This is a genomic window from Streptomyces sp. NPDC006544 (assembly GCF_040611715.1).
In the GTDB taxonomy this organism is placed as follows: Bacteria; Actinomycetota; Actinomycetes; order Streptomycetales; family Streptomycetaceae; genus Streptomyces.
Map to the genome: position 1 here is coordinate 37430 of NZ_JBEXOV010000045.1, position 24574 is coordinate 62003.

General features: G+C 69.6%; 23 protein-coding genes and 1 pseudogene. 15 read left to right on the forward strand and 9 right to left on the reverse strand.

Translation table 11 applies throughout. The features are described 5' to 3' along the window. Position 1 precedes the first annotated feature (1 nt). Both ABZY44_RS21235 and ABZY44_RS21240 read left to right on the forward strand, forming a co-directional pair. On the forward strand, positions 2 to 1081 hold the full coding sequence (locus ABZY44_RS21235; protein WP_356656033.1) for a TlpA disulfide reductase family protein: 1080 nt from the start codon (positions 2 to 4) through the stop codon (positions 1079 to 1081). Continuing rightward, complete coding sequence (locus ABZY44_RS21240; RefSeq protein ID WP_356656035.1) at positions 1078 to 1731, forward strand: TetR/AcrR family transcriptional regulator; 654 nt, start codon at positions 1078 to 1080, stop codon at positions 1729 to 1731. Before ABZY44_RS21235 ends, ABZY44_RS21240 begins: the two co-directional genes overlap by 4 nt. 75 nt (positions 1732 to 1806) lie before the next feature. Here the strand turns inward: ABZY44_RS21240 and ABZY44_RS21245 are convergent, their stop codons facing one another. Beyond that, the gene (locus ABZY44_RS21245; protein WP_356656037.1) at positions 1807 to 2625 is read right to left on the reverse strand and encodes a helix-turn-helix domain-containing protein; all 819 of its coding nucleotides are present in this window, start codon (positions 2623 to 2625) and stop codon (positions 1807 to 1809) included. Positions 2626 to 2846: 221 nt separating this feature from the next. Here ABZY44_RS21245 and ABZY44_RS21250 point away from each other — a divergent pair, with 221 nt between their 5' ends. The 5 genes and pseudogenes from ABZY44_RS21250 to ABZY44_RS21270 form a co-directional block, all read left to right on the forward strand. Next, a complete protein-coding gene (locus ABZY44_RS21250; RefSeq protein WP_356656077.1) occupies positions 2847 to 3521 on the forward strand; it encodes a DUF4097 family beta strand repeat-containing protein in 675 nt (224 codons plus the stop codon). A 101-nt stretch (positions 3522 to 3622) separates the two neighbouring features. After that, positions 3623 to 4420, forward strand: a complete 798-nt coding sequence (locus ABZY44_RS21255) for an alpha/beta hydrolase (protein WP_356656039.1) — start codon at positions 3623 to 3625, stop codon at positions 4418 to 4420. Positions 4421 to 4507: 87 nt separating this feature from the next. Next, positions 4508 to 4783 (forward strand): hypothetical protein, encoded by a 276-nt coding sequence (locus ABZY44_RS21260; protein ID WP_356656041.1) that lies wholly within the window; start codon positions 4508 to 4510, stop codon positions 4781 to 4783. A gap of 90 nt (positions 4784 to 4873) precedes the next feature. After that, on the forward strand, positions 4874 to 5503 hold the full coding sequence (locus tag ABZY44_RS21265) for a class I SAM-dependent methyltransferase (protein WP_356656043.1): 630 nt from the start codon (positions 4874 to 4876) through the stop codon (positions 5501 to 5503). 897 nt (positions 5504 to 6400) lie between these two features. Then, a pseudogene (locus ABZY44_RS21270) lies at positions 6401 to 6644 on the forward strand (hypothetical protein); the annotation flags it as partial. Between the two features lie 44 nt (positions 6645 to 6688). Here the strand turns inward: ABZY44_RS21270 and ABZY44_RS21275 are convergent. Continuing rightward, entirely contained in the window at positions 6689 to 7939 is a 1251-nt protein-coding gene (locus tag ABZY44_RS21275) for a hypothetical protein (RefSeq protein WP_356656045.1), read from the reverse strand. Positions 7940 to 8261: 322 nt separating this feature from the next. Here ABZY44_RS21275 and ABZY44_RS21280 point away from each other — a divergent pair, with 322 nt between their 5' ends. The 4 genes from ABZY44_RS21280 (at position 8262) to ABZY44_RS21295 (ending at position 13061) form a co-directional block, all read left to right on the forward strand. Next, on the forward strand, positions 8262 to 9104 hold the full coding sequence (locus ABZY44_RS21280) for a hypothetical protein (protein ID WP_356656047.1): 843 nt from the start codon (positions 8262 to 8264) through the stop codon (positions 9102 to 9104). Between the two features lie 212 nt (positions 9105 to 9316). Further along, positions 9317 to 9757, forward strand: a complete 441-nt coding sequence (locus ABZY44_RS21285; RefSeq protein ID WP_356656049.1) for a hypothetical protein — start codon at positions 9317 to 9319, stop codon at positions 9755 to 9757. A gap of 9 nt (positions 9758 to 9766) precedes the next feature. Then, positions 9767 to 12046, forward strand: coding sequence for a DUF6571 family protein (locus ABZY44_RS21290; protein ID WP_356656051.1), 2280 nt, complete (start codon positions 9767 to 9769; stop codon positions 12044 to 12046). Positions 12047 to 12104: 58 nt separating this feature from the next. Further along, positions 12105 to 13061: a hypothetical protein gene (locus ABZY44_RS21295; protein ID WP_356656053.1), complete on the forward strand. Its 957-nt coding sequence runs from the start codon at positions 12105 to 12107 to the stop codon at positions 13059 to 13061. Positions 13062 to 13180: 119 nt separating this feature from the next. Here the strand turns inward: ABZY44_RS21295 and ABZY44_RS21300 are convergent, their stop codons facing one another. Then, entirely contained in the window at positions 13181 to 14035 is an 855-nt protein-coding gene (locus ABZY44_RS21300) for a hypothetical protein (protein ID WP_356656055.1), read from the reverse strand. A gap of 108 nt (positions 14036 to 14143) precedes the next feature. Then, positions 14144 to 14386: a hypothetical protein gene (locus tag ABZY44_RS21305; protein ID WP_356656057.1), complete on the reverse strand. Its 243-nt coding sequence runs from the start codon at positions 14384 to 14386 to the stop codon at positions 14144 to 14146. A gap of 2275 nt (positions 14387 to 16661) precedes the next feature. Here ABZY44_RS21305 and ABZY44_RS21310 point away from each other — a divergent pair. Next, entirely contained in the window at positions 16662 to 16907 is a 246-nt protein-coding gene (locus ABZY44_RS21310) for a hypothetical protein (protein WP_356656059.1), read from the forward strand. Here the strand turns inward: ABZY44_RS21310 and ABZY44_RS21315 are convergent. Next, the gene (locus ABZY44_RS21315; RefSeq protein ID WP_356656061.1) at positions 16904 to 17098 is read right to left on the reverse strand and encodes a hypothetical protein; all 195 of its coding nucleotides are present in this window, start codon (positions 17096 to 17098) and stop codon (positions 16904 to 16906) included. The two genes, ABZY44_RS21310 and ABZY44_RS21315, sit on opposite strands and share 4 nt — an antisense overlap. A gap of 102 nt (positions 17099 to 17200) precedes the next feature. Further along, the gene (locus ABZY44_RS21320; RefSeq protein WP_356656063.1) at positions 17201 to 17374 is read right to left on the reverse strand and encodes a hypothetical protein; all 174 of its coding nucleotides are present in this window, start codon (positions 17372 to 17374) and stop codon (positions 17201 to 17203) included. A 212-nt stretch (positions 17375 to 17586) separates the two neighbouring features. On the opposite strand from ABZY44_RS21320, the gene ABZY44_RS21325 reads away from it, so the two are divergent. Continuing rightward, on the forward strand, positions 17587 to 19215 hold the full coding sequence (locus ABZY44_RS21325; RefSeq protein ID WP_356656065.1) for a hypothetical protein: 1629 nt from the start codon (positions 17587 to 17589) through the stop codon (positions 19213 to 19215). Between the two features lie 912 nt (positions 19216 to 20127). Next, complete coding sequence (locus tag ABZY44_RS21330) at positions 20128 to 20376, forward strand: hypothetical protein (protein WP_356656067.1); 249 nt, start codon at positions 20128 to 20130, stop codon at positions 20374 to 20376. An 83-nt stretch (positions 20377 to 20459) separates the two neighbouring features. Here ABZY44_RS21330 and ABZY44_RS21335 read toward each other — a convergent pair whose 3' ends face one another. From ABZY44_RS21335 to ABZY44_RS21345, 3 genes are all read right to left on the reverse strand, one after another. Then, positions 20460 to 20834 (reverse strand): Imm1 family immunity protein, encoded by a 375-nt coding sequence (locus ABZY44_RS21335; RefSeq protein WP_356656069.1) that lies wholly within the window; start codon positions 20832 to 20834, stop codon positions 20460 to 20462. 36 nt (positions 20835 to 20870) lie between these two features. Continuing rightward, positions 20871 to 21287 (reverse strand): ATP-binding protein, encoded by a 417-nt coding sequence (locus ABZY44_RS21340; RefSeq protein ID WP_356656071.1) that lies wholly within the window; start codon positions 21285 to 21287, stop codon positions 20871 to 20873. 1030 nt (positions 21288 to 22317) lie between these two features. Then, positions 22318 to 22728: a MarR family transcriptional regulator gene (locus tag ABZY44_RS21345; RefSeq protein WP_356656073.1), complete on the reverse strand. Its 411-nt coding sequence runs from the start codon at positions 22726 to 22728 to the stop codon at positions 22318 to 22320. A gap of 1278 nt (positions 22729 to 24006) precedes the next feature. On the opposite strand from ABZY44_RS21345, the gene ABZY44_RS21350 reads away from it, so the two are divergent. Then, positions 24007 to 24204, forward strand: coding sequence for a serine protease inhibitor (locus tag ABZY44_RS21350; protein WP_356656075.1), 198 nt, complete (start codon positions 24007 to 24009; stop codon positions 24202 to 24204). Positions 24205 to 24574: the final 370 nt, after the last annotated feature.

Below are 24574 nucleotides of genomic sequence, written 5' to 3' on the forward strand. Positions count from 1 at the left end.
GATGCACACCACGCACGGCACGCACACCACGCACGGCACACACGTCACGATCCTGGACGACGGCAGGGAAACGACCGTGGCGGCCCGGACCGACCCGGCGGGCCGGATCCTCCTCACCCCCGAGGCGGCCGAACGCGCTCTCGGCTGGGTCCGCACACCGCACGGCTGGTGCCAGGGCGAGCTGTGCGTCCCGTCGTCCGTCGCCGCGAGGGCCGAACACGGGGGCCTGCTCGACCCGGTGGCCTTCGCCGAGATCCTCGACCGCCCGGTCGCGACCGACACCGCGGTCATCGCCCTGGGCGCCTGCGCCGGGGAACGCTCGAGTGCCCTCGCCGGCGAAACCGCACCGGACTTCACCCTCCCCGACGTCGCCGGGATCCCGCACTCGCTGAGCGACCTGCGCGGCCGCAAGGTCGCCCTGGTCTTCTGGGGGTCGTGGTGCGGCTGCCGCTACGACCTCCCCGAGTGGGAGCGCCGCCACGCCGCGCTGGCCGAACACGGCTTCAGCGTCCTCAGCGTGGCGGTCGACCGCCGCGTCGCCGACGCCGCGCCCTGGATCGCCGAGGCCGCCGTCACCCACCCCGCGGTTATCGACACCGACGGAACGGTCTGCGACCTCTACGACGTCCTGAACGTCCCCACGGTCCTGTGGATCGACGAAGCGGGCCGGATCGCCCGCCCCCAGGACACGCAGTTCGCGACGGACCTGTTCCGCGACCTCTCCGGCCTGGACTCCGCCGCCGCGCTCGCCGCACTCGACCGCTGGGTCCGCACGGGCGACAGCGGCCTGTCCGACGCGGAGGTCGCCCGCCACACCCGCCGGGCCACGGCCGGCCGGCAGTCGGCCCGCACCGAGGCGGCCCTGGCCCTGTGGCTCCACCGCAACGGCCGCACGGCAGCCGCCGAGGAACACTTCGCACGGGCCGAGGAGCTGGCCCCGGAGGACCTGACCATCTGGCGCGGAACCATGCCGCTGCGCGGCCTGGACCCGATGGGCGACGCGTACTTCACCAAGCGCGCCGCCCTCACCGAGGCCGGCATCCCGATCTACCGCCCCCTCGGCGACCGGCGCCCGGCATGACCGGCGCCCTCTACACCCGAGCTCAGGCCCAGGGTCAGGAAGCACTCCGCGCGGCCCTCCTCGACCTGGCCGCCCAACTCCTCGCCGCGGAAGGCCCGGCCGCGCTGACGATGCGCCGCATCGCCGCCGCCGCCGGCTGCTCGACCACGGTCCTCTACCGCCACTTCGGCGCGAAGGACGGCATCGCCGAAGCCCTGTACCGGGAAGGCTTCACCCGCCTCCGCCACCGCCTGGAGTCCGTCGCCCCCTCCGTCGACCCACCCGCGTACCTGGCGGCCCTCGGCCGCGCCTACCGCGAGAACGCCCTCGCCGAACGCAACCTCTACCAGGTCATGTTCGCCGGCCTCATCCCCGGCTTCACCCCCACCGAGGAGTCCCGCTCCCTCGCCGCCGCCAGCCTGGACGTCCTGCGCGAAGCCGTCCGGTCCTGTGCCGCGGCCGGCGTCTTCCGCCCCGACGTGGACGCCGACGAGGTCACGGACACCATCTGGGCAGCGGCCCACGGCTCGATCAGCCTCGAACTGACCGGCCACTTCCCCGAAGGGGTCGCGGAACACCGCTACCGCACCCTCACCGGCGCGGTGGTGGCCGCGTACCTCTCCGCCGGCCCTCCGGCGGGGGACGCCGCCGCGGACGGGCCCGCCGGGTAGCCGGGGCGCCCGCCCGTCAGCCGGCGGCCGCCCCGCGCGTCCGCCGGCACCCAGCGGCGCGGGGGCCCGCCCCTGTCAGGGTGCGCCAGTGGCCGGCGACCCGCCCACGGAGTCCGGGCCGCCCACGACGTTTGGGCCGCCCACGGCGTCCGGCCCGCCCACGGTGACGCGGCCCGGCGGAGCCTCGACCCTCGTGTGCAGGATCTCGCGGGCCTGTTCCGCGGCACGGGTGATGCTCTCGTTGACGAAGTCGACGAAGCGGGCGATGTTCTCGAGACGAGAGGCGGCCGGGGTGTCGGGGCCGAGGACGGTGACGCCCTCCCGCGCGGTCTCGACGAGCAGGGTGGTGGCCCGGACGCTGGCGATCATCGACTGGTACCAGACGTCGTCGTCGACGACGTAGCGCTCGCGGCGGCCCTCGTCGCGTTCCCGGCGGACGAGACCCTGGCCCTCGAGGAACGCGATCGCCTTGGAGACGGACGCCGGGCTGACCTGGAGGCGCCGGACGAGTTCGGACGCGGTGAGGCTGCCCGCGTCGGTGGTGTAGAGGCAGACCAGCACCCGGGCCATCATCTTGGGCGTGCCCGCCTGTATGAGGACGGTGGTGAACGTCTCCTCGTACGCCCGCACGGCCTCCGCGTCCCGTCCGTGCTCCTGCGGGGGCGGCTGCGGCCCCCGGGGCGCGGCCTGCCCACGCCGCTGGGTACGCGCTTCCGTCGCGCGGTGGGCCAGATCGGCGCGGTAGCCGGTGGGGCCGCCGTTGCGCATGACCTCGCGCGTGACCGTCGAGGTCGGACGATCGAGGCGTCTGCCGATCTCCGCGTAGGTGAGGCCGTCGGCCAGCCCCAGCGCGATCTGCCGGCGTTCCTGCTGGGTGAGCCTGCCTCCCGGCATCATCGGTCTCCTTCGTCTCCGTGAGCCTCGAGCATAGCGTTCACCTACAGTTCATTGCAACGATCACCCTGCTCTCGTTGCATTCGCCTCGAGGATCGTCGCAACGATTAGACGCCCCTCACCTGCGAAAACAACAATCATACGCAACGAACTTCTTGTCGAGCTTTGGAATGCAACGTAGCGTTTCGGTCATCGGAAACGACGACTCGCAGGAGAAGACGATGCAGAACAAGTTCACCACCCCCGCCCCGATCGCCGCCGTCCTCGACATCCCCGCAGGACGCATCCGGTTCATCGCAGCCGACCGCGCCGACACCACGGTCGAGGTCCTGCCGGCGGACGCCGCGCAGGGCCGGGACGTCCGGGCGGCGGAGCAGACCACGGTCGATTACCGCGACGGCGTCCTGCGGATCGAGGCCTCACCCGCGAAGAACCGGATCCTCGGCAGCTCGGGCCGCGTCGAGGTGACGGTCCAGCTGCCCGCCGGCTCCCGCGTCGAGGCGAAGGCGGCCGCCGCCGAACTGCGGGGAGTCGGACGTCTCGGCGACGTCACCTTCGAGGGAGCCCAGGGCGCGGTCAAGCTCGACGAGACCGCGAGCGCCCGCCTCACCCTCCTCGCCGGCGACGTCTCGGTCGGCCGCCTCGGCGGCCCCGCGGAGATCAGCACCCAGAAGGGCGACCTCCGCATCACCGAAGCCATGGGCGGAACGGTCACACTGCGCACCGAGCACGGCGCGATCTCGGTCGGCGCCGCCCGCGGAGCCTCCGCCACCCTGGACGCCGACACCGCCTACGGCCGGATCCACAACGCGCTCCGCAACACCGACGGCGCCGCCGCCGGCCTGAACATCCACGCGACCACGTCCTACGGCGACATCACCGCCCGCAGTCTCTGAGACGCGCCCGGCCCCAAGGGCCCGCCGGAACCAGGAGGAGGTGCGCAGCCGCACCTCCTCCACCCCCACCGCCCCACTTCTCACCCAGGAGAAACAGAACCGTGTCACTCAGCCGATCCGCCGGAACCACCGCCATGGTGCCGATCGAGGACACCGCACTCGCCGTCACCGACACCGGCGGCCCCGGCCGCCCCGTGGTCTACCTCAACGGCTCGTACGCCGACCAGTCGCACTGGCGGCGCGTCATCGCCGAACTCGGCGAGGACTACCGGCACATCACCTACGACGAGCGCGCCCGCGGCAGATCCGGGCGCGCCACGGACTACTCGTTCGAGGCGTGCCTGCGTGATCTCGACGCCGTCCTCACCGCCAGGAACGTGGACCGGCCCATCCTGGTGGGCTGGTCCTACGGGGCCATGATCGCCGTGCACTGGGCCGCCCGGAACCCGGACCGCGTCCTCGGGCTGGTCTCCGTGGACGGCGCCCTGCCGCACGAGTGGCTCGACGACGCGGGCCGGGAGCAGATCCGCACGCTCTTCCGCCGGCTCAGCCCGCTGTTCCCCCTCGCCCGCCCGCTCGGCCTGGCCGCGCGCATGAGCGCGGCGCAGCACGCCGAGATCAACATCGAGGCCAACGAACTGTGCGCGCCCGCCGCCCTCGACCCCGTCCTCGACCGCCTGACCGTCCCGGCCCGGTACGTACTCGCCACCGGCGGCAACCTCGGCGGCGAAGCGGACCTGATGGAGAAGATCCGCGCCAACCTCGACCCGGCCCTCGTCCGCAACCCGAACATCCGGGTCAGCGCCAAGGTCCCGAGCAACCACTCCAAGATCCTGCGCAAGGACTTCCGGGCCGTCGCCGACGCCGTACGGGCCCTCACCGCCGACGAGTCCGCCTGACGGTGCCCGAACCCCAGGTCCGGGCCCCCGGACAACTCCTCGGGAATCCTCCGTGGACACACGGCGCTTCGGGGTACACGACCCGCCATGGCACCGAAGCGCGAACTCCTCACGTCCTTGCGGGCCGCACGCCAGCTGCGCCGGGTCCGCTCCCTCTACCTGTCCGGAACCCTGCTCTGGGCGGCTGCCGCCGCCTGGGCCGGATGGCTGGACCCGGGCAGCCGGCAGATGTGGGTCTCCGTCCTCCTCCTGACCGTCTTCACCGGCCTGCTGGTCACCGCGTCCGCGTGGTTGCGGAACCTCCGGTCCGCTCCCCGCCCCGCCCACCACGCCGCACCGCGCCGGACCGCCACCCCCGCCTGACGCACGTGCGGGGCGCCGGCCGGCGGGAGGGCCCGCCCCGAGCCCGCGCAGCAGACCGCTCCTCCGCACGCGGGTGTTAGCTTCCTTCCCGTGACGGAGTACCAGGAGCAGACGAGGGCGGCCTATGACGGGGTCGTCGAGCTGTACGCGTCGCTGTTCGCCGACCGGCTGGAGACGCGCCCGTTCGCACGGTCCATGATCGGTACCTTCGCCGAACTGGTGCGCGGGACGGGCAACCCGTGGGCAGCCGACGTCGGGTGCGGACCCGGACATCTCACGGCCATGCTGCACGACCTGGGGCTGGACGCCTTCGGGCTCGACCTCTCCCCGGCCATGGTGGCCCACGCCCGGCGGGCCCATCCGGCGGTGCGGTTCGACGAGGCGCGCATGGAGGCCCTGCCGGTCGACGACGGCGCGCTCGGCGGCGTCCTGGCCCACTACTCGATGATCCATACCCCGCCCCGGGACCTCCCCGCGCTGCTCGCCGAGCAGGTACGCGTCCTCGCGCCCGGCGGCCTGCTCCTGGTCTCGTTCTTCGCGACCGAGGGCCCGGAGCCGATCCGCTTCGACCACAAGGTGACGCCCGCCTACAGCTGGCCGGCGGACCGCTTCGCCGAGCTGCTGGCCGAGGCCGGGCTCGACACGTTCGCCCGGCTGCTCCACGACCCGGCCTCCGAGCGGGGTTTCCTGGACGCCCACGTGATGGCCCGCCGCCGCTAGGCAGCCCCTTCCGGACCTTGTCGGCCGAGCCCGCGGTGTCCGGTGCCGTGCGGGGCGGGGCCGAGGAGCGCCCGGCCCCTCGGTGGGGCTGGCCCCGCCGGGCACGAGACCGACAGCACCTGAGCACGATTATCTCTCCACCACGCCCCCAGAAATCTATGACGGCCAGAGTAGACATCCGGCGGTGAGGTGGGTATGGTTTCTCTCGTAACGCAGAGAGACCGCAGGGCCTGGCAGACACGAACTGCCGGGCAGCAGTACGAGTAGTCGCAGTACGCAGGACGGTGCGGTGGTGGAGTGTCGAAGCCAGAGTGGTTGCAGGACGGCGACGGGACTGGCGACCGGACCGGGTGGCCCGCAGTGATCAGGGGCCGCCGTGAGCAGTACCGCAGTTCCCAGTGGTAGGTGCAGTACCCGCAGTGAAGTGAAGTGAGTGGTACCTCGGTGAAGGCGTCGGCTGCGGGCGCGCGCACCGGGAGGTTCGGCAGTGGGGTTCTAAGCCAGAGCAGACGCACGATGGGCGACGGGGCTGGCTGCCGAAGACGTGGCGCTTCCACAGGTCACCAGCAGTACGCAACACCAGCAGTGCAGTAGGGCAGTACCCGCGTTGCAGTAGTTCAGCGTTGCCGTAGTTCGCAGTATCAGCAGTACGCAGTCCCCCCGTTTGGTAAGTGAGTGATCCAGAGGGAAGAACGGAGGAGTTGAGCGCCATCAGGATCGCCCGGGCGGAAGTCTGAGTCCGGGTACCGCAGGACATCGTGAGTGAGGTGGTCTCCGGTCAAGCAACCGCGATCCCCGCACCCCCGACAAAGTTGAGCTCAGGTCGGGTGGGCGGAAACAGAAGGCCGGCGCGGCATCAGGGCCGGCAGATGGTGTAGCAGTTCCTTCGGGGCCCGGGTGCGCACACGCACCCGGGCCCCTCCGCATGCGCACAGCGCGGTGCGCGCCTCCACCACGGGCCGCGCCGCCGAACTCCTCGACACCACCCAGAACTGAACTTCCTGCGGGCCCTCGGCGAAGCCCGCCTCATCCCCCGCTGCGCTCCGAGGGCGGCCACCGCCGCTCCTCCCGCTACCAGCTCCGCATCGACGCCCGGGCCCGCGAGCTCCTCGACCACGGCGCCCTCGAGGCGGCCCGCCGCAGCCGCGACGATGACCGGGACCCGGTCATCGTCGCGGCACAGGGCTACTCGCCCTGGAGCCTGGCCAGGATCCACGCGCCGAGTTCCTCGGTCATCAGCGTGTGCCCCTCGTTCTCACTGGCGCACATGAAGGCGTCGAGCTCGCTGTCGGCGGGGTCGATCTTGCCGTAGAGCGTGTCGTGGTCGTCGATGTCACCGGCCGCCACCGCACTCACGCTCGGGACGAACGTGCTGGTGTTGTAGGTGAGCTCGGCCGGCTCGCCTTCGAGGAGCCCGGCCAGGAAGGCGGCGGTGCCGAAGTTGCCGGGGTGCCCCGGGAGGTTGTGCGCTTCGGGGAACAGGCCGCCCGGAGCGCCGTCGACGTCGGGCAGGCCGCTGGTGGTGATCGGGATCTCGGGGGCTCCGGCCTTCTTCAGGACGGCGACGACCTGGTCTCCCGTCCGCTGGGTGTCCAGACAGGTGCCCGTCAGCTCCGCACCGGTGGTGCGCATCGCCGTCACGCCGGCCGGGATGTTGTTCCCGGCGCCGGTGCCCGTCCCGTTTCCGACACCGAGCAGGCGTACGCCCTCGGGCCAGCCGCCGACCCGCTCGAGTTCGGCGAGGAAGTCGATGCGGGCCCGGTCCGGGCGGGCCTCGGCGCCGACGGTATCGATGTGCCAGCGCAGCAGTTCCCGGGCGGCCGGACTGTTGACCAGCACGGAGAAGCTGCCGAGGAGCTGGCCGAACCCCGGGATCGAACCCCAGTTGTCCTTCACCCAGTGCGCGAACGCCTGTACCCCGATGGGCAGCCAGGCGCCGCGATGAGGCGTGTCGTAGGAGAGGTAGGTCGAGGTCTGGGGGTCGTCACCGTCGTGCTGCATCTTCGCGAGGGCGTACCGCGTGACCAGCCCGCCCATGCTGAAACCACCGACCGTCAGCTTGGCGGTCCCTTCGCGGTCGGCGATCGCCTTCTCGATGCACTGGATCGCCACACCGGCATTGTCGATGATGGACGCGGACCGCTCGTCGAAGCCGAGGAGCACCAAGTCGAAGCCCGCCTCCCGCAGCTTGGAGACGAACGGGTACGCGCCGTTCTCCAAGGCGTTCCACAGGGCGTCGGGGTCGCTCTTCCCGGCCGAGAAGCCGTCGGAGAGGATCACCGGCTTCCTGACCCGGTTCTGGCCCGGCGTGCTGTAGAACACCCAGGCGGTCCCCCCTTCGAGAGGCCACGTGGCGTCCCATGCGGAAGTCCTCGGGTACACGGGCTGAGCGCCCGGCATCGCGTGGTCCCAGATGCTCACAACGGACATGGACATGATCCAGCTCCTCCGTCTCGGGGTGCGGCCGGGCTGTGCCACCCGTGAGGCCGCCGCTTTCAGGGCGAAAGCGGACCCATGATGGCGATGGCTCGGATCCCGCTGCCAGCGAATCCACACCACGTCACTCTTGCGACCCGAAGCCCTTTCCGCGCAGGTCACAGGGCTGATAGGGAAGAAACGATGATGCGGGCCCACCCTCCGGGGAGCATTCGGCCGGGCGTGAAACACAGCCGGGAGCCCCCTTCGAGCGCCCCCGTCAGGGAGGGAAAGCCACGTTTCGCTGATCGTCGGCCATCACCCCCAGGTCTAGGCTCGGCTCGTGGAACAGCCCGAGCAGCGCGCCGAAGGCGCAGGCCCGTTCACCACCCGGCTCACCTGGCACCGCCCCGGAGGGGAAACGGTGGTGTGGGAATCGCGGCCGGCGCGAAGGCGCGGATCGATGGCGGTCCACGGTCCCGAGGGCACGGTCACCACCTCCCCGACCGCCGACGCCACCACCCTCGACCGACTCCGAAGGCTCAACGCCCTCGCCTCCGCCGCGTTCTTCGCCGGGGGAGCACTCTTCGCCCTCGGCGCCGCCGTAGCCCAGCTCGGCTCGGGCGACGCAACGGAAAGCGCCTCGATCTACTTCGTGGGCGGCCTCCTCTTCAACGCCGGGGGCTACACCTCCCTCTTGCAGGTGCTGAACGCGCCGCGACACTCCCCCGGCGGAGGTGCGTTCCGCGCGGCCGGCTGGAGGTGGTGGGGATACGAGCCGATGCGCCTGGACTGGCTGAGCACCTTCGTCCTGTTCGTAGGGACGCTCGTCTTCGGCGTCAATCTCCTCGACTCGTTCCTACAGGGGCTCACGGCCGAGCAGACCAACCGGCTGATCTGGGCCCCCGACATGATCGGATGCCTGCTGTTCCTGATCTCCGGACACCTCGCGTTCGCCGAGATCTGCCATCGCCCCTGGCCCTGCCTCCGCTCACGCAGCCTCGGCTGGTGGATCGTCGCGGTGAACCAGTTCGGCTCGGGCCTCTTCATGATCTCCGCCCTGGCCGCATACACCCGCCCCACCACCGGAAGCCTGATCAACACCGGCATCGCCAACTGGGGAACACTGCTGGGCGCCCTGTGCTTCACGATCGGCGGCGCCCTCCAAGCCTTCGAACGCCCGTAAGCCCGCCCGCCCCAGCGGCACCAGCCCTCCTCGGAACGAGCCCCGGGGCCGGCGGCCCCAGCCCCAGCCCCGGCACCAGGATGAGGCTCACGGCGTTCGCGGCAGGACGTTCGGGTTGACGGAAGTTTGCGGAAAACCTTGCCTTCGCGTGCTCGACGTATGCGTCTGAGCCATGTCTATGATCATGGAGAAGGCCAAGGGGGAGGGCGGACATGCCGGGGGAGTTCGAAAGGGAGTGGGGCGCCTTCCGCGCTCGCGGGGCCGATCAGCAGGTGGGCACGCGGTTGAACGGGACGGGCGATCCGGCGGGGCCGCTGGCACCTGGGGGATCGGGGACCTTCGGGTCCACACCGGCTGAGAAGAACGCGGCGGCCAACACGATCGAGACCGAGCTGCAGCCGAAGACCAAGACGGCCACGGAGCACGCCGACGAGGCGACCAATGCCGCGGTGAAGGGCTTCGAGGGCTGGGACACCGCCCCGGGCCTGAAGAAGGTCGCGGACACGTGGGACAAACAAGTCATCGCGCTGATGGGCCGCCTCGGGTCCGAGAAGAGTGCCCTGCGCGGTACCTCGGGCTTGTTCGTGCGCAACGACATCGCTGTGGGCGATCAGCTCCGCCCGGTCGGCCGGTCCAAGCTCGACGGGCTCTAGGGGGAGCACGTGCTGACGTACTACGAAGTGATGACCACGGACCTCGGTTTGCTGACGACGGCCGCGGACAAGTGGGATTCCATGGCCGGCGAGCTGAAAAAGGTCGAGAGCCGTTACGGCGAGAGCGTCCAGAAGATCACCATGGGGCAGAGCTGGACCGGTATCAGTGTGGGCGTGGCCCATACGAGCTTCGCGGCGACCCGCTACGAGTACTCCGCGGCGCAGATCCAGGCGAAGGCCGTCGCAAGCCTCCTGCGCGACGCGCACAGCCAGTTCACCGAGCTGAAGAAGAGGCTCGAGTCCGCGCGGGACGACGCGATCACCAAGGGGGGCATGACGGTCTCGGAGCAGGGCCATGTCGCTTTCGACTACGCCAAGCTCTCCCCGTCCGAACGCAGCGCCTACCAGCATGATCAGGACGGCCAGGCCTCCATCCGCACCGCTGTCACCAAGTGGCAGCAACACATCGACGACAGCGTGAAGGCCGTCTCCGAAGCCGACCACGGTGTGAAGATCGCCCTCGAAGCCGTGGTCGTCGACAGCAACAAGGACGCCCTCGGCAAGGGCGACGACGAGACCCTCGCCGGCTTCAACGCCGGAGCACAGGGCGACATCGAAGTCTACGAAGCCCGCAACGCGGAGGACATCGCCACCCGCATCAACAGCGGCGAGAAGGTCTCGGAAGCCGACTACGCGGAGCTGGACCGCTCCTTCCGCGACAATGCCAAGCGGCCCGAGTTCAACCAGACGTTCCTCAACGGCATGGGCGCGCAGAACACCCTGAAGCTCACCAACACACTGAGCGACCACGCGTACGGTGACGACAAGGGCCACAAGCAGCGGTACCTGGACCTCCAGAAGGGCCTGGCCGGCTCCCTCTCCAACGCCATGCAGGACCCGCAGTCCGCGTTCTACAAGGACTTCCGTGAGCAGCTGAAGAAGGCGGGCGTCGAGAAGTTCGACCTCAAGGAAGCGGCGGAGGGCCCGAACACCATCAGCCGTGGCCACGGCCAGAAGGTCCGCGGTTACCAGAGCCTGGTCACGCTCATGCAGAGCGGCGACGGATACTCGGCACCGTTCATGCACGACCTCGCCGATGACATCCGCTCCGCGGAGGACAAGAAGCGCGGCGGCGACCCGAACGTCTGGGACCTGCAAGGCGACTTCAGCGGCAAGAACGGCGGCTGGTTCGCCAACGACCCCCTCGACGGGCTCCTCGGCATCATGTCCAAGGACCCCGCCGCCGCCACCTCGTATCTGGACCCGGGCCCGGACCACAAGAACGACAACCTCCAGTACCTGCTGAAGGACCGCGACTGGAAGTTCGACGACACGCCGGTCTGGCACGGCAACATCGAGACCCACAGCGACACGGAGAGCGAGGGCAAGGACGCCCGTACCGGTTTGGGCCTCCTCCTGGAATCCTCGACGACCGGCCATGCACCGCTCGGCCCGAACCAGGACCCCTGGCCCGCTACCCCGCACACCGAGAACCAGGCCCGGATCATGCACGACGTCATCGGTCAGCTCGGACCGGACCAGAGCGTGCACGAGAACATGCGCGAACCCCTCGCCCGCGCCCTGTCCTCGTACACCGCGGACACCCACGAGATCCTCGGAGGCCTGGACTCCAAGTACATCTCCGCGGCCGGCACCGGATATTTCCAGGACGGCGGCAACACCCACATGGCCGTGTCCCAGAAAGACCTCGTGCAGTTCATGCGGGGGCTCTCGGAGGACCCGGAAGCCTACGGCACCCTCCACAAGGCGGAGTCCCGGTACATCGACCTGACACTGGAACAGATCCCCAAGGGAGCCGAAGGTTCTGAGCTGTCCAACCCGATCAACAAGGCCGGCACCGCCCTGGGCGTGATGAGCTCCATCCGGGAAGACGTCATCAACGACGGCAGGATGGCCGGCTACAGCGAAGCGGACTGGAAGGCCAAGCTCGCCTACCACGTCATCGGCGGCGCGGTGACCCCCATGTACTTCACCACGGCCGGCGGTGTCTCCCTCGCCTTCGGTGACTCGATCCAGCGCGGCGTCGACACGTGGGCCTGGGAGTGGGGCAACCGGATGAAGGGGGAGATCGACGCCAAGGCCAACCCCCAGATCGCGGACGAGTACCTTTCCGTCAACACACAGGCGCCGATCCTGATCCGCGAGTGGGCCGACGACCGGGCGGACATCTCCGAGAGCGACGTCCAGGCCTACACCCGCGATGTACTCGAAGGGCGCGTCCGGGGCACCGAAACAGCACACAAGTACCTCACCGACACGACCAACTGATCCGCCGGTGAAGAATGGAAGTGGGACAGCCGTGACGGTGAGCACAAGGCGCCGAGCCGTGCCGGTGAAGGCATGGGCCGCTGCCGGAATATGTCTGGCACTCCTCGGCGGACTCGCCGCCTGGCTCCTCACCGGAAGAGAGGCAGCCGCCCCCTGCAACGGACTGCCCGAGGACACCGGGGTGCGGCAGTCCCTGGGGGCGAACCTCCGACCGGGCATGAGCTGTGCCGCCGTAGGCGAAGCCGTCGTGAAGGCGACCTCGGGGAACGAGCCCGGCCGCCACACCCAGGCACAGGCGCAAGCGATGAAGAACGTACTGTTCGCCCTCGCGTTCGAGCACCCGCGGGAGCTCGCCCTCGACCCAGCGCTCCGCTCACCCCTGGCCAACGCTCTGGCCGACTACGCGCCCGATCTGCACGCCATGCTCGCCGGCCTCGACAGCCAGTACGTTCTCCAGGCGGGCCGCGACGCCCCGCCCTGGGAAGCCGACGGCACCTACCACCTCTCGGTCTACACCAACGTCCTCAGGGAAACGGTGCGCGCGGTTGCCGAGGACCCCGCCGCCTACGCCCTGCTGCGCATGACGGAGACCCGGACGGCGGCCCAGCACCTCGTCGATGTCCCCGCCGACGCCACGGGCCACGCGTTCACCGCCCCGCCGACGACGAACGCGCGCGCGTTCGGCATCCTGGACGGCATCGCGAACGCCGTCACCCATGGTCAGGACAAGGACCAGGCCCAGAAGTGGCGCCGAACCGTCATGGACCGCCTCCTCGACGAGCCGGCCACCCCGAAGACCTACCGCGAAGATCCGGCCGCCTACCTCACCGCCACCTGGATCAACGACCTGAAGGACACCCCGGACAAGGACCGGCCGGACCGTCTGCGTACTCAGGGAATCGACATGGCCCGCACATGGACACGGGAACGCACCACGGAGGAGCAGACCCGCCAGGCCCTGCTGGCCGAGGTGGACGGCAGCCAACTCAGCGCCTACCGCGAGATCAAGCCCTGACCCCACCGTGCCCGGGGTCCCCCGGCGCCCCCACGGCCCCCCCACCTACCACCGCGGCCGCCTCGCGCGGGAGTTCGTGGCGGGAGCGCCCGGGGTCCCGGACGCTCCCGCCACCGTTCTCAGAGGACTGCGTCCACGGCTGCGTTCACCGCCGCGGTCCCGGCTGTGCTCGTGAGGCCTTTGAGCAGTGCTGACAGCCACGGCCGGGAGCGGCGGGTGCGCTTGGTCCGGGTGCGGGCCGGTGTGCTGGCGGCCGCCGCGGTGGCCGGCTCGGGGACGTGCGGCTCCGGCTTCTCGGTGGCCGCGGGGCGGATGCCTGGTACCGGCATTGGCATCAGTACGGGCTCGGTCCCGGGCCGGTGCTCGGGCAGGGTGATCACGTTGGCCAGGGCGGTCTTGGTGCGGTGGAGGTCCTCCTCGAGTGCGGTCAGGCGCTGGTGCATGTCGTGGCCGGCGGTGCCGTTGCGGACGGCCTCGATGCGGTCCCAGGCCGCGAGCCAGAGCATGACCTCGGATTCCTTGGTCACCCCGCAGGCCCGGACGAAGTCGGCGAGGAAGTCCCGGCGGCAGTGCCGTGTTCCGTTGAGTACCGCGCCCAGGGTGCTGCGCGGCAGGAGGGTGACGGTGCTGCCGACGGGGACGGCCCGCAGCCCCAGTTCCCGCAGTGACGGGTTCCCGGCCCGCAGGCGCAGCGCGCGCAGCGCGCGCAGCAGGTCGGCGGGCTCGCAGATGTACTGGGGTGCCATCGCCGGGCGGCGCGGCAGGGTGCTGGCCTTGCCCGGGGCGGGAGCCCCGGCGGCTTTGGTCCACAGCCGTCTGGCCTCGGCGGTGTTGCCGCCGCAGGCCTTGGTGTAGGCCTCGACGACGGGCCAGGCCGGGATGGACGGGCGGCGCCCGGAAATGCGGACCAGTTCGGCCCGGTACAGGGTGCTGCGGGAGGTGGGCATGCCCACCCGTTGGGTTCGGATCGCCACCTGGCTGATGGTGAGGCCCGAGGCCTGGCGCAGTGACAACAGCCACTGCGCCAGGCCTCGGGCACTTTGCTCAGCCAGGGCGCTGTTGATGCGCCCCACCGCGGTCCCCTAGGAGGCCTGGCGGCGGGTGGTGAGCGTGTCGACCAGCCGGCGGATCAGCTCGATGGCGAGCAGGCCTCCGACGGCGATGACGGTGATGACGGTGTCCACCGGCATCCCGTACACGGTGAGTGCGGCGGTGAGGAGGATGACGATGACCACGATGATCGTGGCGGGTACCGGGACCAGGGTCCCGGTACTCGTCGTCGGAGCCTCCACACACGCGGCTGCGAGCGCGGTCTTCTTCTTCAACTGCATCTCCTGGGTTCGTTACCACTCGACAGGTCCACCAGACGACCGACGGCCTTGCAGGACCGAAGGTCATAGACCTTCACAAAGCGTGGATCCCCCTCCATATGTGCGTCCAGCCGCTCGCGGAGCGCCGTTTCATCTTGTCCCACTGGAAGTTGAGACGGCGTCAGCACGATTTCCCCAGGTCAGCGGTACTACCACCCGGCCGTGCTTGCGCCGAAAACGGTCCGATTCCCACGTGCGGAGGCCAACGAGCCTTGTCCCGCCCGGAGAGAACGGACGATCCTTCGAGTCATCAGCCCGAACCGACCGGGCCCCACGGAGGGAGAGAAGGCGATGAACGTCATGACCCCGGACAACAACACCTGCGGACTGCCGTCGTCGCCCGCACCGCTCTGCGCCGGCCCCGGTCCCGTCCCTGGCCCGGTGAGCGCCCTCGCACTGCCGTGGAGCTCCTGCGCGCGGCCCTGGCCCGGGTTACTCCGCGCATCTCCCGGATGACTCCCGGAGCCACACACGCATGCCGGCAGGCCCGGCATGGTCTGTGACGTGGGGAACCATGTCTTCCGTCCCAGGGGGAAGTCTCGGACGCGATCGTCGACCAGGTCCGTCCGTCCGGGATGAATCCCGAGCCGCGTCCGTATGCCCCGCAACTCAGGCATGTCCGGGACGTGGCGAACCATGTCCGCCCCCAGGGCGGACCTCTCAGACGCGGTCTCCCCGGGCCGTTGCCACTCGACACCAACAGGGGAAACAGGCCGGATCCCGTTGCAGCGGGAAGCCGGCCCCGGGTGCAGCCCACCGGCTGCACCCAGAGCTTTGAAAGACGGGAAGGACCACAGGCCGAGCACGGCTTCCGTCCCGAAGAACGCCGGCGGGCACACCCCACCCTGCCCTCGGCCTCGTCCCACACCACCAGCGGACGTCCCACGTCCCAGGGCCCGAAGCCATCGTGGAACGCGCCGTCAGGGGTCCGCCCCTCGCCCCACCCAGCGGCTCCCCCGCGGCGGGCGAGGGTGGCCACCTGGTCCGGGTGCACATCGGGGAACTCGACGTCCCCGCCGAGGTACACCAGCAGACCGGCGCGGACCAGGGGCCGACCTCGGAGGCCGTCACCCGGGGGCGGCAGGGCGAGAGCGGCACCCCCAACGCCCCTGTCAGCCGCTCCCTGCGTGGGCCGGTGGGGGCCGGGATGGCGGCCGCGCCGCGCGTCTCTCCGACCTGGCCGCCCTCCCGGACCGGCACGCCCCCCCACCGGGCGTACGACGGCGCCGCCGACGCGCCAGAGGGCCGGCGGGGCGCCTATGGCGTCCTGGCCGGAAAGTCCGTCCTCTTCATCGCCCCAGGACGGCAGCGCGCACCTGAGCTTTCCCCGGATGCTCCAGACAGTCCCGCCAGCACGGTCCGCCCGGCTGGGCCGAGCAGAACTTCTGCGTCTGCGCGCAGCGCGCCGCCGGGGTGGCGGGGCTGGCAGTTCCTCCACCGCCAGTGCCCCAGCACGGAGCCGGACTCCTGGCCGTAGCGGGTGGCGATCCGGGAGAGCAGCGACCAGGTCGTCTCGTCGGCGACGGCTGCGACGTGGAAGGGCCTCATCCGCTGCACCGTAGGTTCGTGGGGTACTGCGAGCTTGCAGACTCGATGCCCAACCTGCCCCTGAGCGATGCCCTTTGCTGCGTGGTCTTGGCTTCTCTGGCTTCGCGGGTGCGGCTCGCCGTATTTGGGCAGGGTCCGGCTCAGCCGAGTCCGGGTCTTCGTTCGTAGCGGAGGCACCAGCTGGCTCCTCAACGCTTCTCGTGACCGTCCGGGGATGCGTTCGTACCGTGTCCACCAGCGGGTTTCCCTGCCGCTGAACCGTGGGGGGATCCATGGGGGGACGCCAGGTCGGGGAACCATCGGGGGAAGTCAAAGCGGGGAACCATGGGGGGAAGAGGTTCAGGCTGCGGGTTCGCGTTGTACCTGTTCAGAGCCTGTTTCTCGGCTGGTGAGTGCACAGACTTTCTCTATGGGGGCGGGGTGGCTGGGGGCCTGGGCGGCCGGGCCGGCTGCTGCGCACGGGCTCTTGAGAACGCGAAAGCGTCGGCGTTGCCGTGGCTATTGAACGGGCGCCGGGGGTGGGCTAGGTCCGGTTGCCGGCGGAAGCACTGGGATTCATTGAATGGGACTCGGGCTGGGCGCCTGGATGGTGACGCCGTCCGGGGTTGCGCCGCTTGGTGCGTGGTCCAGCACGGTGCCGCCATGCGGAAATCCCGCAGCACTCCGGAAGGACACCACCGTCATGACCACGCTCCCGACCGACTCCCAGCCGCAGCAGCCGTCCGCCCGGCGCCGGTTCGCTCCGCTGCTCCTGGCCCTGGGCTACCTCGCCCTGGCGGGCACCGTCGCGGCCGCCACGTACGTGGTGCCGGCCTTGGGCGACTCCCTCCAGACCGGGCTCGCTGCGGTCACGGTTGCCGCGAGCCTGCGCCCCGTCCGCGTGGTCGTCGTCCAGGACGGCGGCCCTGCCGGTGCCGGCCCCGCCTAGGCGCGGGCGCCGCCAGTGCCGAGGATCCGCCGCTGCGGCTGCAGGGCGGCCTCTGGCGCCGGTTCCTCGGTGGCGGGTACCACCGGGGCCGGGGCGGCGAGTTCGGCCGCCAGACGGCCACGGCGTACCGGCCCGTCCGGGGTGGGGGCTTGGCGGGGTCCGGTGCCCAGGGGGCGGCGCTGATCATCCACCTGCACAGTCTCCGCCCACGCTCCGATCTCTGGAGCAGTGGGCTGCCTGCGGGCGCGGGGCGCGGGGGCAGGTCGGCCGTCTTGGGCGTCAGACATGGCCGGCTAGTCGTTGCCGCGTCCTGCGGAGGTGATCACGGCGACGAGGACGAGGAGGCTGACGGCGAGGGTGGTGACCTGCTGGGCCTCCCAACCCTGCTGGATGGCCAGGACGGTGATGGCGACCACCGCGTAGGGCCAGGAACGGCGCGGGGGCTGGGTGGTGTTGGGGCTGGTCACGACGGGCCTCCTGTGATCGTCTGATCGGGTGGAGGTCTCACCGTCTTCGATGGTGTGATTGTCCGCTGCGGGTGATGACTGTCCTCGCAGGTGGGGGCCGAAGATCGGGAAGAATCCCTGGGTTGTTCCTGGGGACAACAGGATGCGGGGGAGCCATGGGGCGACCGCTGGGTGCGTTACGGGGCCGGACCGAGCAGGCGAACGAGCTGGCCGTGTGGCTGCGCAAAGTGACGCTGGGCAAGGCGGTCCGGAAGCTTGAGGAGGACTTCGCCTACAGCACGACCTCGTGGAGTGAGTTCCGCAGCGGCAGCCGCCTTCCGTCGGAGGAGCTCCTCAAGGCCGTGGTCGAGCGTTACGTGGCAGATCCGGAGATGCGCGTCCGCCAGGAGACGCAGGGGCTGCGTCTCCTGGCCGACGCGAAGAAGGCCGAGGCGGCCCTGGGGGATACCGCGGCCCCGCCGCCGTCGGCCCCGCTGCCGGTGCCCGTGGTGAGGGGAACCGACGAGGTCACCAAAGCGCTGCTGCGCCTGGACGACGCACGGATGCGGCAGATCGAGGCCCTCGAGAAGCTGGCCTCCTCCGAACGCCGGCGGGCACAGCTGGAGAACATGGTCTCCGTCCTCCAGGAACGCTGCACCGTGCTGGAAGTGGAGCGGGACCGGGCCCGCGAGGACGTACGCGCCGAGCTGGAGAGCGAACTGCAGATCTCCCGGGAGTACCGGCGCCAGGCCGACGAGAAGCTGGAACACGCCCGCCGGGCGGAAGAGAAGGCCTACCAGCTCCGCCTCGCCGCCGAACAGCAGGTCGCACGCGAGCGCCTCGCCGTGAACCGCATCGACGAGCAGACGACCGACAGCGCTCCGAAGCCTTCGGCCACCGGGCCGGAGCATCTCGGGTTTCCGCGGTTGGAGCAGATCCGCGACGTCCTCGAGGCCGCCCAAGAGCAGCTGGAGGTCCAGGACGACGAACTCGACGACCTGGAGGAGCTGATCGGCCTCGACCCCGCACCGCAGGACGCCCCCCTCAGCCGGCCGGCGTCGCGGACAGTCCCGGAACAATCCGGGAACGCCCAGGGACCGGATCTCATGGTTGTCCCGGAACAACCACGGGACAACCCACAGGATCCGACCAGACAGCGCCCGGTCCCCGACCCGCCCGACATGCCGTCCCCGCCGTCCGAGGGCTACAAGTCCCTGGTGCAGCAGCTCGCCGAAACTGCCACTACCCCAGAAGACCTGGAAGCCGCCCTGCAAGAGCTACGGCAGAGGGCTGGCGGTACCGCAACGTGGCCGACAACGGCGGAGGGTAGGAAGGTTCCTGGCGACTGGAATCACCTGGACCGCATCCTGACTAGCCTGGATGCCACGGCACCGGAGATCTCCGCGTTCGCCACCGCTCACGGGAAGATCAGCTCCAACTACCCACCAGAGTTCCGCTGGGTGCCTGATCCCGAGGGCACCCGAGCGGCCGCAGCCGCGGCGGCGGCGGTGCCGCTGCCGCGAGCGCTGCCCTTGCTCGCGCTCGACATGGCTCTTCCGGTCTTCGAGACTGTTCTCACGGGCCTGATCACCACCGCCTGGTTCGCAGCTCTTCATGCCGACCCGGGCCCGGCCATCTCGAAGATGACGGTCTACGGCCTGGGAGGCCTTGGCCTGGTGCTGGTGACATGGGTCGTCGCTTTCATTACCGTCGTCAAGCAGGCGGAAAAACTCCATCGGCACATACCCGTAGATGCAGCGATGGCTGGACCCCCGATCGCCTTCGGTCTGGGATCTTTGGCTCCCTTCGTCGGCCTGGACGTCGTAGGGGAGTGGGCCGCCACCCTCGTCGCCCTGATGTAGGAACGAGGGGAGGGCCACCCATCTGGAAGGCCGGCCAGTGCGACGTTTCCGCAACACAGGGCCAGGCCGTCTGGATCGACCCCGTTCTCACCCCCGCCTCCTGAAGCAGAGCGATACCCGGACCGGCGGGCCCGAGGGCGCACGCTCCCGATCGACTCCCAGCAGCAGCCGTCCACCCGGCGCCGGTTGGCCCCGCTGCTCCTGGCCTTGGGCTACCTCGCCTTGGCGGCGCGGGTACGCGTAGGGGGGGGTAGGCCGCCGTCACGGGGGCGGTGCCGCCGGTGCCGAGGACTCGCCGATGCGGCCGTGCGGCGGCTTCTGGCGCCAGTTCCTCGGTCGGGGTAGGGCGGGGGAGGCGAGTTCGGCCGCCAGGCGGCCACGCCGGGCCGACTCGTCCGGGGCAGGGGCATGGCGGGGGCCGGTGCCCAAAGAGGGCGGCGATGATCTCCACCCGCACAGTCTCCCGCCAAACAGTCGAGGACCTTAACTCAAAGGTTTCCGCAGGTCAGACCATAGGTGCCGTACGGCCGCAGGAACGCAAAACCGTACCGCTCCGCGCCGTTGGGTGGCGGGCCGCCGACCAGCGACTCCGGAAGCCGGCAACGCGGCGTGAGCGGCTGCGGGACGAGCTAGGTTCGTGCGCAGTCCGCGCCGACATGGGTGCGCGGGCCAGGGCCGGTGCCCAGAGCGCTCTGGGGCAGTACGACCGGGCCGCCCCCGGCCCCGGTATTCCGACGGAATACCGGGGCCGACGGACTAGAAGGTCCAGCCGCTCCCGCGATGGCTGGACGTCCTCGCCGCGCCGCCCTGACCTGCGATGGGGAGGAAAACGGTGAGGTCACCGGCGCCGGGACACGTAGGGAAGTACCCCGGCGGCAAGGGGCGTCCGTGGGCTGAATGAGGGGTGGGAAAGTGGAGAAGAAGACCTGGTACGCAGCGGAGCCCCACAAGAAACTGCATCCGATGCTGCGCCTGCTGGGCAACCTGGCGCTCTGTGTGGGCCAGCTCATCTTCGTAATCGCCGTGGTCACGCGCTTCGATACTGCGTGGCGGTGGCTTGTTGTCCCGATCGGGCTCTGGGTCATAGCCGGCGATGGCCGGGGTGTGGCGTCGGCGGTGCAAGACCTTCGGCGGCGCGACGCCGCCCCGGCGCTGGAGTGACGAAGTCCGCTGGCTGACCGCCTGTGGACGGTCACTCATTTCCCCAGGGCTAACTTCACGTAATTCCCAAGGTGCTGGCCTCGTCAGCGGTCGATCGCCCAAGGAGCGTCTGTGGGTGGGGCACCTGTTGTGAGGATGTGGGTGACGATCCGCATCGCTTCTGCGAGAGGCACGGTGTCCTCGTCGGGATATTCGTCGTGCTGTCCGTTCGCCAGGACGAAGCCGCTGCTTGAGCTGCTGGCGCCGGGGCTGAGGGCGTGCTCGCCGGGGTCGGCCTCGTCATCGAGGAGCATGACCATCGCGCGGTCGGTGTTGCTGACGATGGCCAGGGAACGGCCGCGCGAGCTGGTCAGCCAGGTCTCGAGCTGCCCGGCTGCGATCCGTTCTTGAAGCACGTCCAGCGCCGTGGCGGCCGAAGCCGGCACGGCGCTGTCAGTGAAGACCCAGGACTCGACCATGTGCACGACCCTCTCACATGGTCTGAGTTGGTCGTTCTAGCCGCTCGGCGGCTTGTCCGTCGGGTTCTTGGGGCGCTTGTTCGGGCGGTAGCTGGGGCCGTTCATGATGACCTGGTGGCTGGTGTTGATCAGCCGGTCCAGGAGCGACTCGGCCACGACGGGGTTGGGGAAGAGCGGATACCAGTCGCTGGGTGCCCGGTTGCTGGTGACGATCAGGGACCGGCCCTGCCGTTCGCTGAGCAGCTCGTATAGGTCGTCAGCCTGGGCCGCGGTCAGCTGCCGCATCGCGAAGTCGTCGAGGATGAGGACGTCCGGGCGGACCAGCTCCCGCATCCGCTTCTCCCCTGTCCGGTCCGCGTGGCCGCCGGCCAGATCAGCTACTTCGGGGACGCCGACGGTTCCGGGGACGTCCCGAGGCAACCCGTTGGGCCCCATCGCGTCGCTGCCCTTCACCGGGCCCGCTCAGCCTTTGCCGACTACGCGGCCGTTCGGCGTCACGCCTGTTCTGCGGGCGTTCGAGCTCACGCTTGTTCTGCGACGGATCGCTTCCCATCCTCTGGTCACGACTCCGCGTGCCATCGCCCCGGTGCCAGTAGGACTGCCACCAAGCCAAACGATCCTCTGATCGCTGAGGGAAGACCGCCGCAGCGAGGAGGCACCCGGCTCCAGGTACGAACATCAACGCGACAGCCCACCACGGGGCTCCGAGAGAAAGCATGATCACTGGCGGGGAAGACGCTGCAGTGACCCCAGGCCAGACGGAACCAGATCGATTGTTCAAGAGCATGCCGACGCGCCAAGGGCCCTGACCACGCGTCGTACTCCTTCTCGATCTCGTGTGTAGACCTTCACAGCACCCCACCCAGGGCCGCAGGTGGGTTCGGTCTGCCACGCTCGACCAGGACGGCGGCCAATCGAGTGACGGCAGCTGGTGCCGAGAGTAACTTTGCCCTCACATCGCAACCGATGTCTCTGGTTTGTCAGTTCCTCCGGTTTTATGTTGAAAAAACATTTCAGGCCCGGTGTTCAGGATCTGATCGGTTCTACGCGGTCGGAGTGGTTCCCGGGCAGCACACATCCCCCGTCATGTGCTGGGCGCCCCGCAAGTCGCTGGGTCGCTCGCACTGGCAGCATCCGTCCTTGTCCAATCGGACATGCCCCATACCGCTCCCGCTCGGATGCACAACGCGGACGCCTTTCGGAGGGCGGGGAGCCGTGCCCGTGCTGCCCCCGCACCACAGGCAGGGATAGCCCGACGTCATCGCGCCGAACGCACCGTCGTCCCAGTAGACGCTGTGCCCGCAGGAATGCCGCACATGGAAAACCACATCAGTCATGCCGGCACCCTACTCTCGCTATCGCCCAGGCCAGGAGCATCACTTCAGGCCCCGGTGTTCAGGATCCGATCCGCTTCCGCACACCCCCGGGACAGGCCCGGGAGCCAGATTCCGCGCCCAGTTCCGGTGTCCAACTAGTGAGGCTTCTACTCCACGGGCCTGACGACACGGCGGCGGCGTGCTTCCGTGTTGCCAACCTTGCGCGGGGCACGGGCGCGCCCGTCAGGGGTGACTGGCGGGTCGGAGAGTGCGGCGGCGAGAAGCCGGCGGACGTCGGGGTTCGTGGCAAAGAAGTAGCGGGCGTTGATGCGGTACAGCCCGTTTTCGTGCCGGACCAGGAGGGCGAGGCCCGTGAGTCTGTTTACCGCGTCGTAGACGGTGGACTCGGAACTGCCGCAGTCCGCCGCGACATCCGTGACGGGCACCTCGATGGCGCTGAAGAGGCCACCGTGGTCCTCTATCCAGGCCAGGACGCTTCGCTGTCCGCCGGACAGGTTGAGGGAGTAGAGCGGAGGCGAGGCCAGGTCTCGCTCGGGGTCGAATGCCAGCACGCTCATCGGGACTCCACCTCTCCGGTAGCTCGGCGAGGCCGAGGGGACCTCGGTTGTGCATCGGCCGAACGCTCCCGCTGGGCCGCCGTCTTCTCGGCGACTCGGACGGTCGCCTTCTCATCTGGGGTGACACGAGGAGGATCAAGCCGCTTGGTGGCCGTGGCCTGCGTGCTTCCCGCTCCTTCCCAGTATCGCCGCGGAGTCAGCTGGTATGCGGACGCGCGCGGACTCGGCTTAAGCACCAGTCCCAACTTCACCAGCCTGGACAGCGACTTCCGAGCCGTGGTCGGGTTGCACAGGATGTCCGCGGCCAACTCGTCCGGCGTCACCTTCACGTACGCGTGCGCGGCGTCGTGCTCCCGAAGCCAGTCGATCGCTGCCCACTCCGCAGCGGTGAGTCCGAGAGAGTAAAGCGGCACCTCGTCGCCCTTGGACTGCAGGGTGTACCCCTGGCCATCGAACTGGTGAGGCGTCCTCGGCTTCGGCTCCACCACCTCGCCGGTGCCAGTGTCGACGAGGGCCAGGCGGCCCCTGCGTGTGGGCATGTACTGCTCCCATCGCCCCGCTAAGAGGCACTTTTTTGCCGGTTAGCTCCGACGAACCGCCGGTTGCAACGGAAACCTACAGGACAGCCTCCGAGAAACCGCCTCTAACTTCGCGACCCCCGCAGGAGCGTGTCGAGCCTCCCACTCGGGTACCGCTCTCTAAGCGGCGGTTTTTTGCCGCTGATCCGGGGGTTTTTTGCCTCTTAGCCCAGCATCTCCGCAGGTCAGGAGCATCGTCCTCTTCTGTCTTCAAACGCGCGCATCTACCACAGCACCAGCGCCAACGGGTGCAACTCTGAATAACTGGCATGTCAGGCCGCCTGCTTGACTGACCTTCACAACGCTGACACTCGATGCATGCACTGAGACCAAATACCATCAGCTCTAGTAAATTCTGGGCGGCGGAAAATGCGGCCGCAGTACGATTCCATCAGTCTTCTGCATTCGACACTCCACGGGAATCCGGAGGTGTCGGGGCTCAGTGGGTCCGATACATCATGATCTTTCATGAGTCTAGCCACATATCAAATTGAAGCAGCAGAGGTCGGTGGCAGATTGGGAGTGCCCGTCGGTGCTGCGAGTACATGGCTCCCCGGAGGCGCGAGAGGTGCCTTGGCCTTGGAGGTGGAGCGGAGGCGTCCACGGGACGGATGCCCGGACCGGTTGGAGCGACGCGGAATCAGTGGGTGGCTTGTAGCGTCGGCCGGGACTCGAAGCGATCACCAATGTGGAGGGGCTAATGAGGGCGAAGAGCGTGTGGCCGGAGCTGATGGGGGAGTCGGCGGAGGAGGCTCGGGAGCAGATTCGTGCGGAGTTTCCGGGGATCACGGTCCATGTGGTGCCCGAGGGCAGCATGGTGACGATGGACTTCAATGAGCAGCGGGTGAGGCTCTTCGTGAAGGACGGCAAGGTGGTCCGGGAGCCCAGGCGAGGGTAGTCCTTACTGCCAGCTTGGCCTGCGGAGCAGGCCTCGGGGTCCTTGGAGGCGGAGCCGGAAGGCCCTGGGGTGGGGGAGCGGAGCGGACCCGCCCAACAGGCCGACGGACCGGACCCCGTGAAACGGGGTCACCTCCGGGCGGAGCGCGGGACTCCTGAAGCCTGCGGAGCAGGCCCGCTCTGGTGGAGCGCAGCGGAACTAGAGCCAGTCCGGAGCGAAGCGCAGGACTCCGGCCGGTAGGCCGGCCATGGCTCGGCGGAGCCGAGCCCGCCGAGCGAAGCGAAGGCGGTTCATTGCTCCTGGAGCGAAGCGGAGGGAGCAGGCGCCGAAGGCGCCTCGGCCGAGCGCAGCGAGGCCGTTCTCTCCTGAG